The following is a 13,667-nucleotide window of genomic DNA, read 5'->3' on the forward strand; positions in this document are numbered from 1 at the left end:
AAGGCTCAGTTGGGGCTGATCCACTGCCCGGTTCCGCTGTCGATCTTCGCGACGCCGCTGAGCAGCTGCGCGCCCTCGCCGCCCCAGGCCGAATCGCTGCCCGGGTCCGCCACCGCGTGGTTCGCGCCGTCGGTCTCGGTCCATTGGCCCTGGCCGGTGTGCTCGAAGGTGTGGGTGGAACCGTCCGCGCCGACCTGCACCGCGACGTCGGCCTGCCCGTCGCCGTTGGTGTCGGTGAAGGCGATCGTGCCGCCCGACTTGGTCTCGACGACCGCGGTGTCGTTGTGCCCGTCGTGGTCGGTGTCGATGGTGGCGACCCCGGCGTCGACGTTGCCGTCCGGCAGGTCGGCGTGGATGTGCCCGGTGGTCGAGGTGTCCTGGGAGTGCGTGTCGGTGCCGTCCGAGCCGGACTGGCCGTGGCCGGATTCGACCCAGCTGCCGGTCTTCTCGTCGTAAACCGCCTGGTCCACGACGTGCCCGGTCGAGTCGAGCACCGCGTAGTGGTCGGCGACGCCGTCGTGATCGGTGTCGGCGAACGCCTGCGCGGTGCCGTCGTCGTGCTCGACGACCGCGGTGTCGGCGACCCCGTCGTGGTCAGTGTCGTAGTTGACCTCGGCCTGGTACTCCTGGCCGTCGACGTGGACGGTCAAGGCCTCGTGGCCGGTCGCGTCAGTGCCGCCGCTCTCGTCGACCCACATGGGTTGGTCCCCCTTATTACGCCGGGTCTGCCGCTGGTTTCGCTCGGTATGACTCACGTTAGGCCGGTTCGGTTCCCGTCCACAAGCCGATCACCTGCTCACGGCGGCAAGTTGACCGGAAGCCCGGAGCCGGTGACGAAGACGCACCAGGTCCCCGCTTCCTCACGGTTCAGATCGAGCCGGGTGGTCGTCGGCGGATGCGCGTCGCGACTGACCTCTACCTCGAAGAACGCGCCGTCGCCGGGGCCAGTGGTCGGCTTGCCGGCGCGCATCGAGACGTTGTCCTTGGCGAAGCGCTCGACCGACCGCGTCGCCGGGTACTCGGTGGAGGCGTGGCAGTCGACGTTCTGCAGACCGATCGGGTCGCGCCGGTTGACCGCGTCGACGTAGGCCCGGACGACGACCTCGGGACCGCCTGCCGGGCGGTGCACCTCGACGCTGTCGTCGGTCGCGACGACGAAGATCGCGAAACCGCCGCCGCCGAGCAGCACCACGGCGCCGAGACAGACCCCGATGATCAACCCGACGCGACGGCGTTTCTTCGGCGGCTGCCACTGTGGTGCGGGTCCGCCCGGGTTCACCGGGGGCGGGCCGCCCCATTGCGGGGCTGACGGCACTCCCCACTGCGGCGGGCCAGCAGGCGGCGCGCCCCATCGCGGCGGTTGCGGTCCAGGCGGCGGAGATCCAGGTCCGTACGTCACCGGCTGATCATGCCCGATCGCGGACCGTGCGGATGCGGGACAGCAAGGTCTCGGCCCGGGTGTGACCTTCGGTGACGTCCTTGAGGCGTTTCGAGACGATCGCGATCTTCTTCGCCCGCTCCTGCGCGCTCATCTTGATCGTCTGGTCCACCTCCTTCAGCTCCGCCTCGATCGCCTCGATGCGGCGGCCCAGCGCCTCGTCCAGGGCGAGCGACAGCTGCTGTTCGGCCTCGATGAGTTGTTCGGCGATCAGCTGGTCGAGCGTCGAGCGGGCGTCGGCGATGGCTTCGACCAGCCATTGCTTCAGGTGCTGTTTGTCCGAGGCGTGCTTGCGAGTGCGCGCCATCCACCAGCCCGCGCCGAGGCCGATCACGATGGTCGCCGGGAGCACGACTGGGTTGAGGATCGCGACTCCCGCCAGCGGCAGGGCGGCGATCTTTCCCGCGCCGACACCACCGGAAATGCCCATGAACACCAGCAGTTTGTCTTCGGCCGTCGGCGGTTTCTTGTCCGGCGGGCGCAGCACGACCGGCGGGCCTCCGGCGCGGGCGAACTGGGCGCGGATCACGTCGAGTTCCTCGGCGGAGAACAGCTCCGACAACGCCGTGTTCGTGACCTGGTTCAGGCGTTGCGACAGCTGCATCGACACTCGCTGCGACGCGGTCTGCAGCGCGATGTCCACTTCTTGCGGCAGCGCGGCCAGCTCGTCTCGCTTGGCCGCGTCAATGCGTTGGCGGAACTGCGCCTGTGCCTCGCGCATTTCCCGGCTGCTCTCGTGGCCGACCTCGACCCGCGTGCGCTGGATTTCGCCGCGCAACCGCAACTGCCAGCCGCGGGTGGAAGTGCGGCGTTGGGACTGGAGATCGTCGCGGCGGGCACGGAGTTGTTCGGCTTCCGCTTCGCCTGCCGACAGGGCGCGGCTTTCCGCTTGCAGCTTCGCTTTGATCCCGGCCAGCGCGCTCGAAAGCGAGCGGAGCGTGTTGGCTTCCTTCAACATCATCGACCGGCCGACCAGCAGTTCCTGCAGTGCGACCTGCACCGCGGCGATGCCGGACTTCTCCCGCAGCATGGCGGCGACCTGCTCGTTCGGCGCCTTCGCGGCGGTCTCGAACACGCGTGCCGACACCGGGTGGAAGACCGCGTCGGCGAAGCGCGGCGCGTGTTCGGCGAGCAGCTGCCGGTCGGCTTCCAGGATCTCGCGCCAGCCGCGGAACGCGTCGGTTTTGGCCAGTACGAAGACAACCGTCTCCACGCGGTCCGCGACCTCGCGCAAAAACTGCAGCTCGGTGGAGGTGAACGGAGCCGACGCGTCGACCACGAACACCAGCGCGGTCGCGCCAGCGGCGGCCTCCTTGGCCAGTTCGCCGTGCAGCGAATCGAGGCCGCCGACGCCCGGGGTGTCGACCAGCGTGAGCCGTTCCAGCAGCGGCACCGGGCCGGACACCTCGACGTAGCGCGGCGGCAGCTGTCCCGGCGGCAGCTCGTGCGCGGCGGACACCCAGTCGACCAGCTGCGTCAGGTCGAACGGCACCGAAGCCAGCTGTCCGGGGTAGCAGGCCTGCGCACCCCACTGCTGCGAATGCTCGAAAACGAGGTAGGTCGCGGTGGCCACGTCAGCGTCCACAGGGGACAGTCCCGGGGTCGCGAGCAGGGCGTTGACCAGCGAACTCTTCCCGCGGTTCGTCTCGCCGACGACCACCACGGACGGTTTCTCCGAGCGGGCCTTGCGCTGGTCCTCGACCCATTTGGCGGCCTGCGGATCAGCCTCGCGGACGACGCCGAGCAGCTGTTCGCGAGCGGCCTGGACTTGAGCGGGAAGCGTCGGTGCGGTCACTGCGCCCGCTTCGCGTAGACGGTGACGATCGGCGCGCGCAACAGCCGCTCCTGGTCGGCGAACCCGACGACCTCGGTCTCCGCGACGACGCCTTCCAGCTCCGGATCGTCGGTGGGCACGGCGCCGCCCGCCTCGTGACGCGCCGGGTCGAACCGTTCGCCTTCGGCGCGCAACGCGGTGACGCCGATGTCGGCGAGCCCGTGTTCGAGCCGTTCCACGACGCCGCTGCTGCGGGCGCGGTCCAGCGCGTACAGGCAGAGCTGGATGAGCGCCTGCCGGTCGGACAGCGCGCGTTCGAGGTCACCCGGGGCAGCTACGAGGTCCACATCGGGATCCGACGCATCCGCCGCGGCGGCGGTTCCGTCCGCTTCGGCGATGATCCGCGCGAGAGCCTCCGCGCTGATCTCGCCGGTCGGCGCCTCGGCCGCGTCGGCTGCTTCCTCGTGGCCGAACCACGCCATCAAGACCCTCCCCTGGCCGTCTCCGTGATTCCACCAGTTTGCGGCGCCCCGGCGTGCGGCGGGGGCGGATCACTCAGACGGGCCGAGAATCCGCGTCAGCAATTGCCGCAGCACCGCCTGCTCGTGCTCGACGTCGAGGTCGGGATCGAGGCTCGCGCGGGACAGCAAGGCGTCGACCAGCGCGACGATCCAGTTTCCCGCGTCGGCCGGGGACAGCATGGGGGAGAAGCGGCCGGTCCGGACGCCGCGGTCGACCAAGCCCGTGAGGCCGACGCGCATGAGGTCGTCGTTGCTGCGGATCAGCTCGTTGAACTCCGGATCGCGCGCGGCCTGTGCGGCTGCTTCGAGGATCAGCCGCACGACGCCGGGCAGGACGATCGCCGACGTCATCCGCGCGACCACGGCGAGCACGCCTTCCCACGGGTCGGCCATTTCCACCGCGGCGGCGAGCAATTCCTCGTTGTCGGCGGTGTCCGCCTCGAAAATGCCGACGAAGACCGCGCGCTTGCTGGGGAAGTAGTGGAACAGGCTGCCGGAGCTGATCCCGGCGGCGCGGCAGATGTCCGCGGTGGAGGTCTTTTCGAAGCCGTCGCGCGCGAAGCACCCGGCTGCCGCGTCGAGAATCGCGCGCCGTTTCGCCGCGTGCTTCTCGGGATCGACCGTCCTCACCACTGGGACATCATCGCTCAGGCGGCGGTTCGTCGAGCCACGGGCGGCCGTGGGTCGTAAACGCCTCGGCCAACTGCCGCCGGGGCAGGTCCGTCTTCTCGCGGGCGATCTCCCGGTCGTTTTCGCCGAGCAGCACGAGCTTGCCGTCGTCCACGAACACGGCGGTGAGGGGAGTGTCGATGCGCCGGCGCCGCTCCCGTCGTTCGAGCGTGACGCGGGTGGCGGACACCGTGACGATCAGCCGGTCCCACGCCCACATCCAGGCGAACGCCACTCCGAGCAGCACGCCGACGACGATCGCGCCGATCAATCGCCATGGCTGCGGGATCTGGTGCAGCAGCCGGAACGGGCCCTGCACCGGGAACCACGGCAACGACGCGATCCAGTCGGCGAGCGCCTGCACCCCCCAGCCCAGCAGCGCCCCGCCGACCGGGCAGGCCAGCCAGGACCCACGGCGCAGCCACGCCGGTTCGTCGACCGTTGTCTCCATGGGAGCAATATTAGACCGCGCACTCGGTTTATCAATGTCCGGCCTGGTCGAGCGCCCCAATGTGGCATTGGGTGCGTCAGATGCACCCAATGTGGCGTTCGGTGCGTCAGATGCACCCAATGCCACATTGGGGCTGTTTCAGGCGAGTTCGTGGATCAGCGAGCGCATGGCCGCATCAAGCGCCGGGACATCCGCGGCCAGCCGAGACGAGACCAGCACCTGGTGCTCCGCCGTCCGCAGCCACACCCGGCCCGCGACCGGGATCTCCAGCACCGACAGCCGGAACGGCCGGGCGCGGCGGCCCAGCTCGACTTCGGTTTCGCGGACCAAGCGGCCGAGGCGTTCGCCAGCGAGGATCTGGCGGCGATGGAAGCCGGACGAGACCGGGCGGCGTGCCGCTGCGAAGTGTTCAGCGGCGGCCGGGGCGAAGTGCTGTGCCGCGAGGTCGATCGCCGAACCGTCGCCGGGAGCGGGGCTTTTGCGGCGAGTGCGGGCCGAACCGCGCTCGCGCAGGAAGCTCAGCAGGCCGTTCCACCACGGTTCCCACTGCACCTGCACCGCCGCGCGGTCGAGGGCGGGCGGGACGTGCACCGGGACCGCGGGCTCCACTGGCGGGAGCAGCTGGCCGTCAGCGATCGAGAGCGCGAGCACGTCCCGGAGGAACAACGCCACGTCGACGTCGTGGTCGCTCCCCCAGTTCACCCGCCACGAGGTGGTGTCCTCCAGCCGCACGACATTCAGCCTACGCGTCGCGGCCGAGTTGTTTACTGTTCGCGAATCTGTTGCCAGATCAGGAAATAGGCGCGGTGCACGACGTGGGCCACGCGGCTTTGCGCCGGAGTCGCGCCGAACGACGCGAAAGAACGCCACCAGCCAGCGCGTTCCAGCGCGTGCGCCGCCAGTTCCGGACGCGGGGCGCCGGGAAGGCCGAGCTGTGCGCCGATGTCGGCGTTGCTGCCGACCCGAAGCACCTCTTCCGCCAGGTCTTCCGGCATCTCGACCGCCCCCGACGCGACGAGCGTCAACGCCTCCAGCAGCCGCAACTGATGTGCTTCCGGACGCGCCAGCAGCACCTCGATCGCGTCGTGCACGCGCTGCCGTTCGCCCGGGTCGCCGGACGTGTGCGCCAACGCGGTCACCGACGCCAGCGCGGCCGCCGCCTTGATCCCGTCCGCGCGCGCGGCGAAGACGATCGACAGGCGGCGGCGGACCGCGTCGAGTCCGGAGATATCGAGAAGCTTGCGGCGCAACGCTCCCGCGGTGATCTCCGGTTCCGCGCGGATCGCGTCCACCGCACAACGGATTCCGAAGAGATCGAGCTTCTCCAGCAGTCGCAACCGGATCCCGGTCGGGATGTCGCACTCCCAGCTGGTGAAGATGTCGGCCGCGATGAGCATCGTTTCGAGGATGTCGTCGTCGAGCGCGGCGAGCTGGCCGAGCGCTTCGGCGTCCGCGGAGGTGAACCCGCCGGACTCGGCCGATTCGGCGATCAGGCCGATCACCGGAAGCACGTCCGCGACCCGCGGCTTCAGCGTCGCGGCCTGTTTCTCGGCAAGCAGTTGCGCGGCTTTCCAAACGTCTCCGCCGGAGCCTTCGACAGATTCCGCGACGACCGTGTCCGCCTTGTTCAACACTGCGATCGCGTTGACCGGCCCCGCTTCGCGGCTCGCGGTCGCGGCGGTGAACGCCGCCAACGCCTGCTGATCGTCCGCGCGCACGCCCTGGGTCACCACGTACAGCACGGCCTCGGCGCCCGCGACAGCGTTGCGCGAGGTGTCGTCGAGGTCGTCGGAGCCCTCGTCCTGCTCGGCCGCGCCCAGCAACTGCTCGGTCCGCGACACCGACGCCGCGTCGAGCGACCCGAGACCCGGAGTGTCGATCACCGTCATGTCCTGCAGCACCGCGTTGGTCAAGTACGCCTCGAGGTGCGACACCTCGGAGATGTCGACACCCAGCTCGGCCGGGATCGATCCGTCCGCGGCGAACGGCAGCACCTGCTTGCGGCCGTCGAGGAACACCACCTCGACCCGGTCGACCGTGCCGTACTGGAACCGTGTGACCAGCCGCGTGCACTCGCCGACGTCGGTGGGCGCGACCAGCCGTCCGATCAGCGCGTTGACCAGCGTCGACTTGCCCGATTTGATCCGCCCGGCGACCGCCACCTGCAGCGGCGCGCCCAGCCGGCGCAGCACCTCGGCGAACCCGGCGGCCGTGCGCGGCGACACCTGGGACCGCAGCCGGTGGCACAGCTCCGCCACCGACGCGGACAGTGGGCCGGCGAGCCGTCCCCGTTCCGCCGCTGCCGTCACCGCCCCGGCCCCCTTCCGGCTCGTTCCCTCACCCGTGCGGGAATCGTCGCATGCCGGTCATCCTTCGGTCGCACCGAAGGTGCTACCCGCGACCGACGCGCCCGCCAGCCGCGCGACCTACTGTTGAGTCGTGCGACGGCTCAGCCTCTGGATGCGTGCCCACCCGATGGTGGGCGACTCGCTGCTCGCGCTGTTCCTCGCCGCGTTCGACATCCTGGTGTTCGCGACCGGCGGCATCGACCCGGAACTGCCCGGCCCGGACTGGTTCGTCGCGGTCCCGATCGACCTCGCCGTGGTCGCGCCGCTCGTCTTCCGCCGCAAACGGCCGGTGCTCGCCGCGTACCTCGTGTACGTGATTTCGTTCGCGCACAGCGCGCTGGACCTCGGAGTTTCCGGTCTGGCCGCGCTCGCGATCAGCCTCTACTCGGTCCAGGTCTACGTCGGACGCAAGCAAGGCCTGCTCTACGGCGGCGCGTTCGTGGTGGCCATGGTCGTCACCGCGATCGTCAAACCCGAGCCGTCGATGGCGGCCCAGTTGCTGTTCAGCGCCTTCACCATCGCCTTCTGCTGGCTGCTCGGCGAGTTCATGTACGCCCGCCGCGCCTACCAGCGCGAACTCGAAGCCCGGCTGCATCTGCTGGAGACCGAACGCGACCAGGCCGCGCGCATCGCGGTGGCCGAGGAGCGCGGCCGGATCGCCAGGGAGCTGCACGACGTGGTGGCGCATTCGGTGAGCGTGATGGTCGTGCAGGCCGACGGCGCGGCGCTCGCCCTGAAGTCCAATCCGGAGCTGGCCGGACGCGCGCTGGGGACGATTTCCGAAACCGGCCGCGGCGCGCTCGGCGAACTGCGCCGGCTGCTCGACGTGCTGCGCAACGACCGCGGCGACGACGAACCGCGGGTGCCGCAGCCGGACGCGACCGCGCTGGGCGACCTCGCCGAACGGATGCGCGCCGCGGGCGTCCCGGTGGACCTCGTCCTCGGCGACGGACTGGACGAACTGCCCGCCGGGGTGTCGCTCGGGATTTACCGGATCGTCCAGGAATCGCTCACCAACACGCTCAAGCACGCCGGTGCCGGGGCCAGCGCCGCGGTGCGGGTGCAGCGGACCGGCGACCAGGTCGAGGTGCTCGTGCGCGACGACGGCGCGGGGCGGGCCCGGCGGCTGGAACAGGTCGGCGCGGGCGGCACCTCCGCAGCGGGATCGACCGCGACGGCTCGGCAGCCGGCGCCGCGGCTGTCGGTCGCGGGCGGGAACGGGCTGATCGGGATGCGGGAGCGGGCGAACGTGTACGGCGGAACTCTGGAGGTGGGCCCCGCCGCCGGCGGTGGCTGGCAGGTGCGAGCGGTGCTGCCGGTTAGGTTGAACTCGTGATCCGAGTGGTGGTCGTCGACGACCAGGAACTGATGCGCGTCGGGTTCCGGATGGTGCTGGGCGCGCAGGCCGACATCGACGTGGTCGGGGAGGCCGGCGACGGCGCGCAAGCCGTGCGGATGGCCGCGGAACTGCGGCCCGACGTCGTGCTGATGGACGTGCGGATGCCGGTGCTCGACGGCGTCGAGGCGACGAAACAGATCGTCGCGGCCGGCACCGCGCGGGTGCTCGTGATGACCACCTTCGACCTCGACGAGTACGTCTACGCCGCGCTGCAGGGCGGCGCGTCCGGCTTCCTGCTCAAGGACACCCAGCCGGACTACCTGGTGTCCGCGCTGCGTTCGGTCGCCGAGGGCGACGCGGTGATGTCGCCCTCGGTCACGCGCCGGCTGCTCGACCGGTTCGTCGGCTCCGGCGGCGCGGAAATGCGCGATCCGGCCGAACTCGACGTGCTGACCGACCGCGAACGCGAAGTGCTCGTGCTGATCGCGAAAGGCATGTCGAACATCGAAATCGCCGAGACGTTGTTCCTTTCCGAGGCTACGGTGAAAACACACGTGGGGCGGATCCTGTCGAAACTCGACCTGCGCGACCGGGTGCAGGCGGTCGTCCTCGCGTACGAGACCGGGCTCGCCCGGCCGGGGATCGGCTGAAGCGTCCAATTCGGATAGTGTCCACACCGGACCCCGCTGCGGATTTCGTAGCGGGGTCTTGGCGGTTCGGGCAAAGTTCAGGGTCGGCTCAGGGACATCCCCCATCGCGCTCAACCCTGCGACACGATTGAGTACTACTCAGGTCGGGTAGCCGGTTCGGTCCACGGGATGACGCGAAAACGGCCGAGCTGAGACAGGATGAATTCCGTCAGCACCGCCGTAGAGGGAGCAGGGGATGATCGAGGCAACAGGTCTCACCAAGCGTTACGGGAACACGCTCGCGGTGAACAACCTGTCGTTCAGCGTGGCAGCGGGGAAAGTCACCGGATTCCTCGGTCCGAACGGCGCAGGCAAGTCCACGACGATGCGCATGATCCTCGGCCTGGACAACCCGACCGGGGGCCAGGTCCGGATCGGCGGGAAGCTGTATCACGACCTGAAGGAACCGCTGCGCACGGTCGGCGCGCTGCTCGACGCGAAATGGGTGCACCCCAACCGCTCGGCCCGCGCGCACCTGCAGTGGATGGCCCGGTCCAACCGGATCCCGGCGGCGCGGGTGGACGAGGTGCTCGACACCGTCGGCCTCACCAGCGTCGCGGGCAAGCGGGCGGGCGGGTTCTCGCTCGGCATGTCGCAGCGGCTGGGGATCGCCGCCGCACTGCTCGGCGACCCGGAGGTGCTGCTGTTCGACGAGCCGGTGAACGGCCTCGACCCGGAGGGCATCCTCTGGATCCGGAAGTTCATGCAGCGCCTCGCCGCCGAGGGCCGGACCGTGTTCGTGTCGAGCCACCTGCTTTCGGAGATGGCGCTCACCGCGACCGATCTCGTGGTCATCGGCAAGGGCCAGCTGATCGCGCAGTCCACCACTGAGGAATTCGTGGCGCGGGCCGCGGAGAACACCGTGAAGGTGCGCTCGCCGCAGCTTCCGGCGCTGCGCCAGCAGCTGATCTCCGCCAGCGCGCAGGTGACCGATTCCGGCGAAGCGCTCATCGTGTCCGGAATGGACAGTGCGAAGATCGGCGAGATCGCCGCTTCGGCGAACCTCGTGCTGCACGAGCTGAGCCCGCAGACCGGCTCGCTCGAGCAGGCCTTCATGCAGATCACCGGCGACTCCGTCGAGTACCACACCGGGCTCGAGGCAGAGGCGCAGCAGGCCGCGGCCATCCGCTGACCACACTCTCGTTGGGAAGAGAAACATCATGACTTTGCTCGCGGTCGAACGCATCAAGCTCTTCACCACCCGGTCGCCGTGGTGGTGTGCCCTCATCGCGCTGGCCCTCACCATCGGATTCGCCGGCCTCATGGCGGGCGCCGCCCCGAGCGGGGAGCCGCTCACCGTCGCCAGCACCCAGGTCGGACACCAGTTCGGCATCGCGGTGATCATGGTCTTGGCGGCACTGGCGGTGACCACCGAATACCGCTTCGGCACGATCCGCACCACGTTCCAGGCGGTGCCGCACCGGGGTTCGGTGCTCGTCGCCAAAGCCACCGTCGTCGCGCTGCTGTCGTTCGTGATCGGCGAGATCGCCGCCTTCGGCGCGTGGGCGCTCGGCTACGCGATCCGCCCGTCGGACTCGGTGGCGCTGAACACCTCCGCGGACTGGATCAACGTCGCGGGAGTCGGCGTCGTGTTCGCTTTCGCCGCGGTCATCGCGGTGGCGGTCGGCACGCTGATCCGGCACAGCGCCGGGGCGCTCTCGCTGCTGCTGATCTACGTGCTGGCGGTGGAAAGCCTCGTGCAGCTGATCCCGACGGTCGGCCCGAAGATCCACCAGTGGATGCCGTTCAACGTCGCGGAGCGCTTCCTCGGCGGTTCGGCTTCCTCGCGAGGACCGGGCCTGCCGGACGCGGTGCTGTCGCAGTGGGGCTCGCTGGCCTACTTCGCCGGCGTGGCCGTGGTGCTGCTGGCCATCGCGATCGGCGTCGCGAAGAAGCGCGACGCGTAAAGACCCACAGGGGCGTTCGGACGAGTCAGGCGGGGGCCGGACCAGCCGAACAAGGGGAAAAGGGGAAAAGGGGAACAAGATCCGGGTCGCCTTTCGGGGGGCGGCCCGGATCTTTTCGTTTCGGTAGAGTTCGGGTCCACGAGAAGGGGGACGGCGTGCTCCAAGCGACTGGACTCACCAAGTCCTATGGCGACACCGTCGCGGTGCGGGACCTGACGTTCACCGCGGAAGCCGGTCGCGTCACCGGATTCCTCGGCCCGAACGGGGCGGGCAAATCCACCACGATGCGGCTGCTGCTCGGGCTCGACGCGCCCACCGCGGGCACCGCGCACATCGAGGGAAAGCCGTACCGGCAGCTGTCCGATCCGCTGCGCACGGTCGGCGCGCTGCTCGACGCGACGTGGCGGCATCCGGGCCGCACCGCCCGCCAGCACCTGCGGTTCCTCGCCGCGACGAACGGGCTGCCGGACCGGCGCGCCGACGAGGTGCTGGATCTCGTCGGACTGTCCGCGGTGGCTCGCAAGCGGGCGGGCACGTTCTCGCTCGGCATGCTGCAGCGGCTCGGGATCGCGAGCGCGCTGCTCGGCGATCCGCGGGTGCTGCTGTTCGACGAACCGGTGAACGGCCTCGACCCCGAAGGCGTGCACTGGGTGCGCCAGCTGCTGCACGGGCTCGCCGCGGAAGGCCGCACGGTGTTCGTGTCGAGCCACCTGCTGCCGGAGATGGAGCAGACCGCGCAGGATCTCGTGGTGATCGGCCGCGGCCAGCTCATCTATCAAGGCACCATGGCCGATTTCGTGGCCCGCGCCGGTTCGCGCGGCGTCCGGGTGCGCACGCCGCACGCCGACGCGCTGCGAAAAGCGCTCACCGAAGCACGCGCGGTTTTCACCGAGGATTCCGGTGCGTTCCTGGTGTCCGAAATGGACAGTGACGCGATCGGCGAACTGGCTTACTCCGCGCGCGCCACGCTGCACGAGCTGAGCCCGCTGGCCGGTTCGCTCGAACACGCCTACCTCGAATTGACCGGCCAGGCGGCCGAATTCACCAGTGGAGGTGCGCGGTGAATCTGCTGCGGGCGGAACGGATCAAGCTTTTCAGCACTCGCGCGCCGTGGTGGTGCGCGCTGATCGCGGTGGCCGCGCCGATCGCGTTCACCGCGTTGTTCCTCGGGCTTTCCGGAGCGGAAATCACCGCGGACGTGAGCAACACTCAGCTCGCCACGAGCACCGGCCGCACGGTCGCGCTGGTGCTGGCGGTGCTCGCCGCGACCGCCGACTTCAGCTGGGGCACCCTGCGGTTGACTTTTCAAGCAGTGCCGACGCGCACGCCCGCGCTGCTCGCCAAGGGCGCCGTGGTGTTCGCGGCCTGCGCGGTGCTGGGCCTGCTCGCCGGCGTCGGCTCGTGGGGAATGGCGCACCTCGTGCGGCCGGACGCGGACCTCAGCCTGCACTCCGGAGCGGACTGGCGGATCGTGTTCGGCCAGATCCTGACGTTCGCGCTGACCGGACTGCTCGGCGTCGGCGTCGGCCTGCTGCTGCGCAGTTCCGCGCTGACGCTGGCGATCGTGCTCGTGTGGACCCAGCTGGTCGAGGGCCTGGTGCTGCTGATTCCCAAGATCGGCAGCGATCTCTACCAGTGGATGCCGTTCTACGCCGCCTCGCAGTTCGCCGGTGGCGATTTCACGAGGACGACACTGAAACTGTCACCGCCTTTCGGCCCGTGGGGTTATCTCGCGTATTTCGCGGCGATCAGCGTGGTGTTGTTCGCCGCGGGCGTGGCGACCGCGAATCGGCGGGACGCCTGACCTGCACGTGCACATTCCCGATTGCGTGGCGGGCAATCGGATTAAATTCACGTAAACCGGTGTGGCTTCTCTCACAGGGAGCGGACATACTGTCGGAAAGCCACGGATATTCACAGCAGAGCCCCGTCTCAGCTCTCCGGAGGTGAACCGTGACGGTGGACGTTGATCAGGAACTCCTTTCCCGCGACGCTGCGGTACCGACCCCCCGGCTCGAGCCGATGCTGGACCTCGAATGGTCCCAGGCGATCGAACTGCCGCGATTCGCGCTGCCCGCGACCCGGCCCGCCGAACTGCGCCAGGCGTGGGTGCACCGCGCCCCCGAGGACGCGGTGCTCGGGCTGTACCGGCGGGCGAGCGGAACCGATGATTCACTGCCCGCGCCCTGGTGGTTGCGCGCGGTCGCGAGCGGACGGCTCGAATCGCGCGAACTCGGCTTCCGCATCGAGGACCGGGTGGCGCAGCTGCTCGGCAAGCGGATGGGCTGGGAGTTCGTGCCGTGGGCGGCCGACGGCGAATCCGGGTACTGGGAATTCATGCCGTCCGAACGCGGCAAGTCCGGCCATTCCATCCCGACGACCGTGCTGAACACCGACCGGCACGACGGCTGGATCGACGTGCTGCCCGCGCATTCCGCCCGCGCCCCGGAGCCGGTGGCGGTCGCCGGACTGGCCGGACTGCGCTCCCGGCTCGGGGAGTTCGAAGCGGTCCGCTGACCCGCCCGTATGTT

At 69.8% G+C, this 13,667-nt stretch carries 15 protein-coding genes; 7 read left to right on the forward strand and 8 right to left on the reverse strand.

Translation table 11 applies throughout. From position 1 onward, the window contains the following. Positions 1-5 precede the first annotated feature (5 nt). From ACWDNU_RS12490 to ACWDNU_RS12525, 8 genes are all read right to left on the reverse strand, one after another. Entirely contained in the window at positions 6-698 is a 693-nt protein-coding gene (locus tag ACWDNU_RS12490; protein ID WP_370932888.1) for a hypothetical protein, read from the reverse strand. Between the two features lie 98 nt (positions 699-796). Beyond that, positions 797-1,399 (reverse strand): hypothetical protein, encoded by a 603-nt coding sequence (locus ACWDNU_RS12495; RefSeq protein WP_449668891.1) that lies wholly within the window; start codon positions 1,397-1,399, stop codon positions 797-799. 7 nt (positions 1,400-1,406) lie between these two features. After that, complete coding sequence (locus ACWDNU_RS12500; RefSeq protein ID WP_449668892.1) at positions 1,407-3,233, reverse strand: dynamin family protein; 1,827 nt, start codon at positions 3,231-3,233, stop codon at positions 1,407-1,409. Beyond that, on the reverse strand, positions 3,230-3,694 hold the full coding sequence (grpE, locus tag ACWDNU_RS12505) for a nucleotide exchange factor GrpE (protein ID WP_370932883.1): 465 nt from the start codon (positions 3,692-3,694) through the stop codon (positions 3,230-3,232). Before grpE ends, ACWDNU_RS12500 begins: the two co-directional genes overlap by 4 nt. A 69-nt stretch (positions 3,695-3,763) precedes the next feature. Then, positions 3,764-4,366, reverse strand: a complete 603-nt coding sequence (locus ACWDNU_RS12510; RefSeq protein ID WP_449668893.1) for a TetR/AcrR family transcriptional regulator — start codon at positions 4,364-4,366, stop codon at positions 3,764-3,766. 7 nt (positions 4,367-4,373) lie between these two features. Then, the gene (locus ACWDNU_RS12515) at positions 4,374-4,853 is read right to left on the reverse strand and encodes a YqeB family protein (protein WP_449668894.1); all 480 of its coding nucleotides are present in this window, start codon (positions 4,851-4,853) and stop codon (positions 4,374-4,376) included. Between the two features lie 138 nt (positions 4,854-4,991). Beyond that, a complete protein-coding gene (locus ACWDNU_RS12520) occupies positions 4,992-5,585 on the reverse strand; it encodes a hypothetical protein (protein ID WP_370932879.1) in 594 nt (197 codons plus the stop codon). A 32-nt stretch (positions 5,586-5,617) separates the two neighbouring features. After that, complete coding sequence (locus ACWDNU_RS12525; protein ID WP_370932877.1) at positions 5,618-7,162, reverse strand: dynamin family protein; 1,545 nt, start codon at positions 7,160-7,162, stop codon at positions 5,618-5,620. 166 nt (positions 7,163-7,328) lie between these two features. Between ACWDNU_RS12525 and ACWDNU_RS12530 the strand changes: the two genes are divergently transcribed. The 7 genes from ACWDNU_RS12530 to ACWDNU_RS12560 all read left to right on the forward strand — a co-directional run bounded on the left by ACWDNU_RS12530 (position 7,329) and on the right by ACWDNU_RS12560 (position 13,653). Then, positions 7,329-8,537, forward strand: coding sequence for a sensor histidine kinase (locus ACWDNU_RS12530; protein ID WP_449668953.1), 1,209 nt, complete (start codon positions 7,329-7,331; stop codon positions 8,535-8,537). Next, complete coding sequence (locus tag ACWDNU_RS12535; RefSeq protein ID WP_370932876.1) at positions 8,534-9,190, forward strand: response regulator; 657 nt, start codon at positions 8,534-8,536, stop codon at positions 9,188-9,190. The genes ACWDNU_RS12530 and ACWDNU_RS12535 overlap by 4 nt, the downstream gene beginning before the upstream one ends. A gap of 235 nt (positions 9,191-9,425) precedes the next feature. Beyond that, complete coding sequence (locus ACWDNU_RS12540; protein WP_378402349.1) at positions 9,426-10,361, forward strand: ABC transporter ATP-binding protein; 936 nt, start codon at positions 9,426-9,428, stop codon at positions 10,359-10,361. Positions 10,362-10,389: 28 nt separating this feature from the next. Then, a complete protein-coding gene (locus ACWDNU_RS12545; RefSeq protein ID WP_449668895.1) occupies positions 10,390-11,136 on the forward strand; it encodes a hypothetical protein in 747 nt (248 codons plus the stop codon). 155 nt (positions 11,137-11,291) lie between these two features. Further along, entirely contained in the window at positions 11,292-12,200 is a 909-nt protein-coding gene (locus ACWDNU_RS12550; protein WP_370932871.1) for an ABC transporter ATP-binding protein, read from the forward strand. Further along, the gene (locus ACWDNU_RS12555; protein ID WP_449668896.1) at positions 12,197-12,940 is read left to right on the forward strand and encodes a hypothetical protein; all 744 of its coding nucleotides are present in this window, start codon (positions 12,197-12,199) and stop codon (positions 12,938-12,940) included. Before ACWDNU_RS12550 ends, ACWDNU_RS12555 begins: the two co-directional genes overlap by 4 nt. Before the next feature lie 218 nt (positions 12,941-13,158). Continuing rightward, positions 13,159-13,653 (forward strand): hypothetical protein, encoded by a 495-nt coding sequence (locus ACWDNU_RS12560; RefSeq protein ID WP_370940615.1) that lies wholly within the window; start codon positions 13,159-13,161, stop codon positions 13,651-13,653. Positions 13,654-13,667 lie beyond the last annotated feature (14 nt).

It is taken from the genome of Amycolatopsis sp. NPDC003676, from assembly GCF_053587275.1.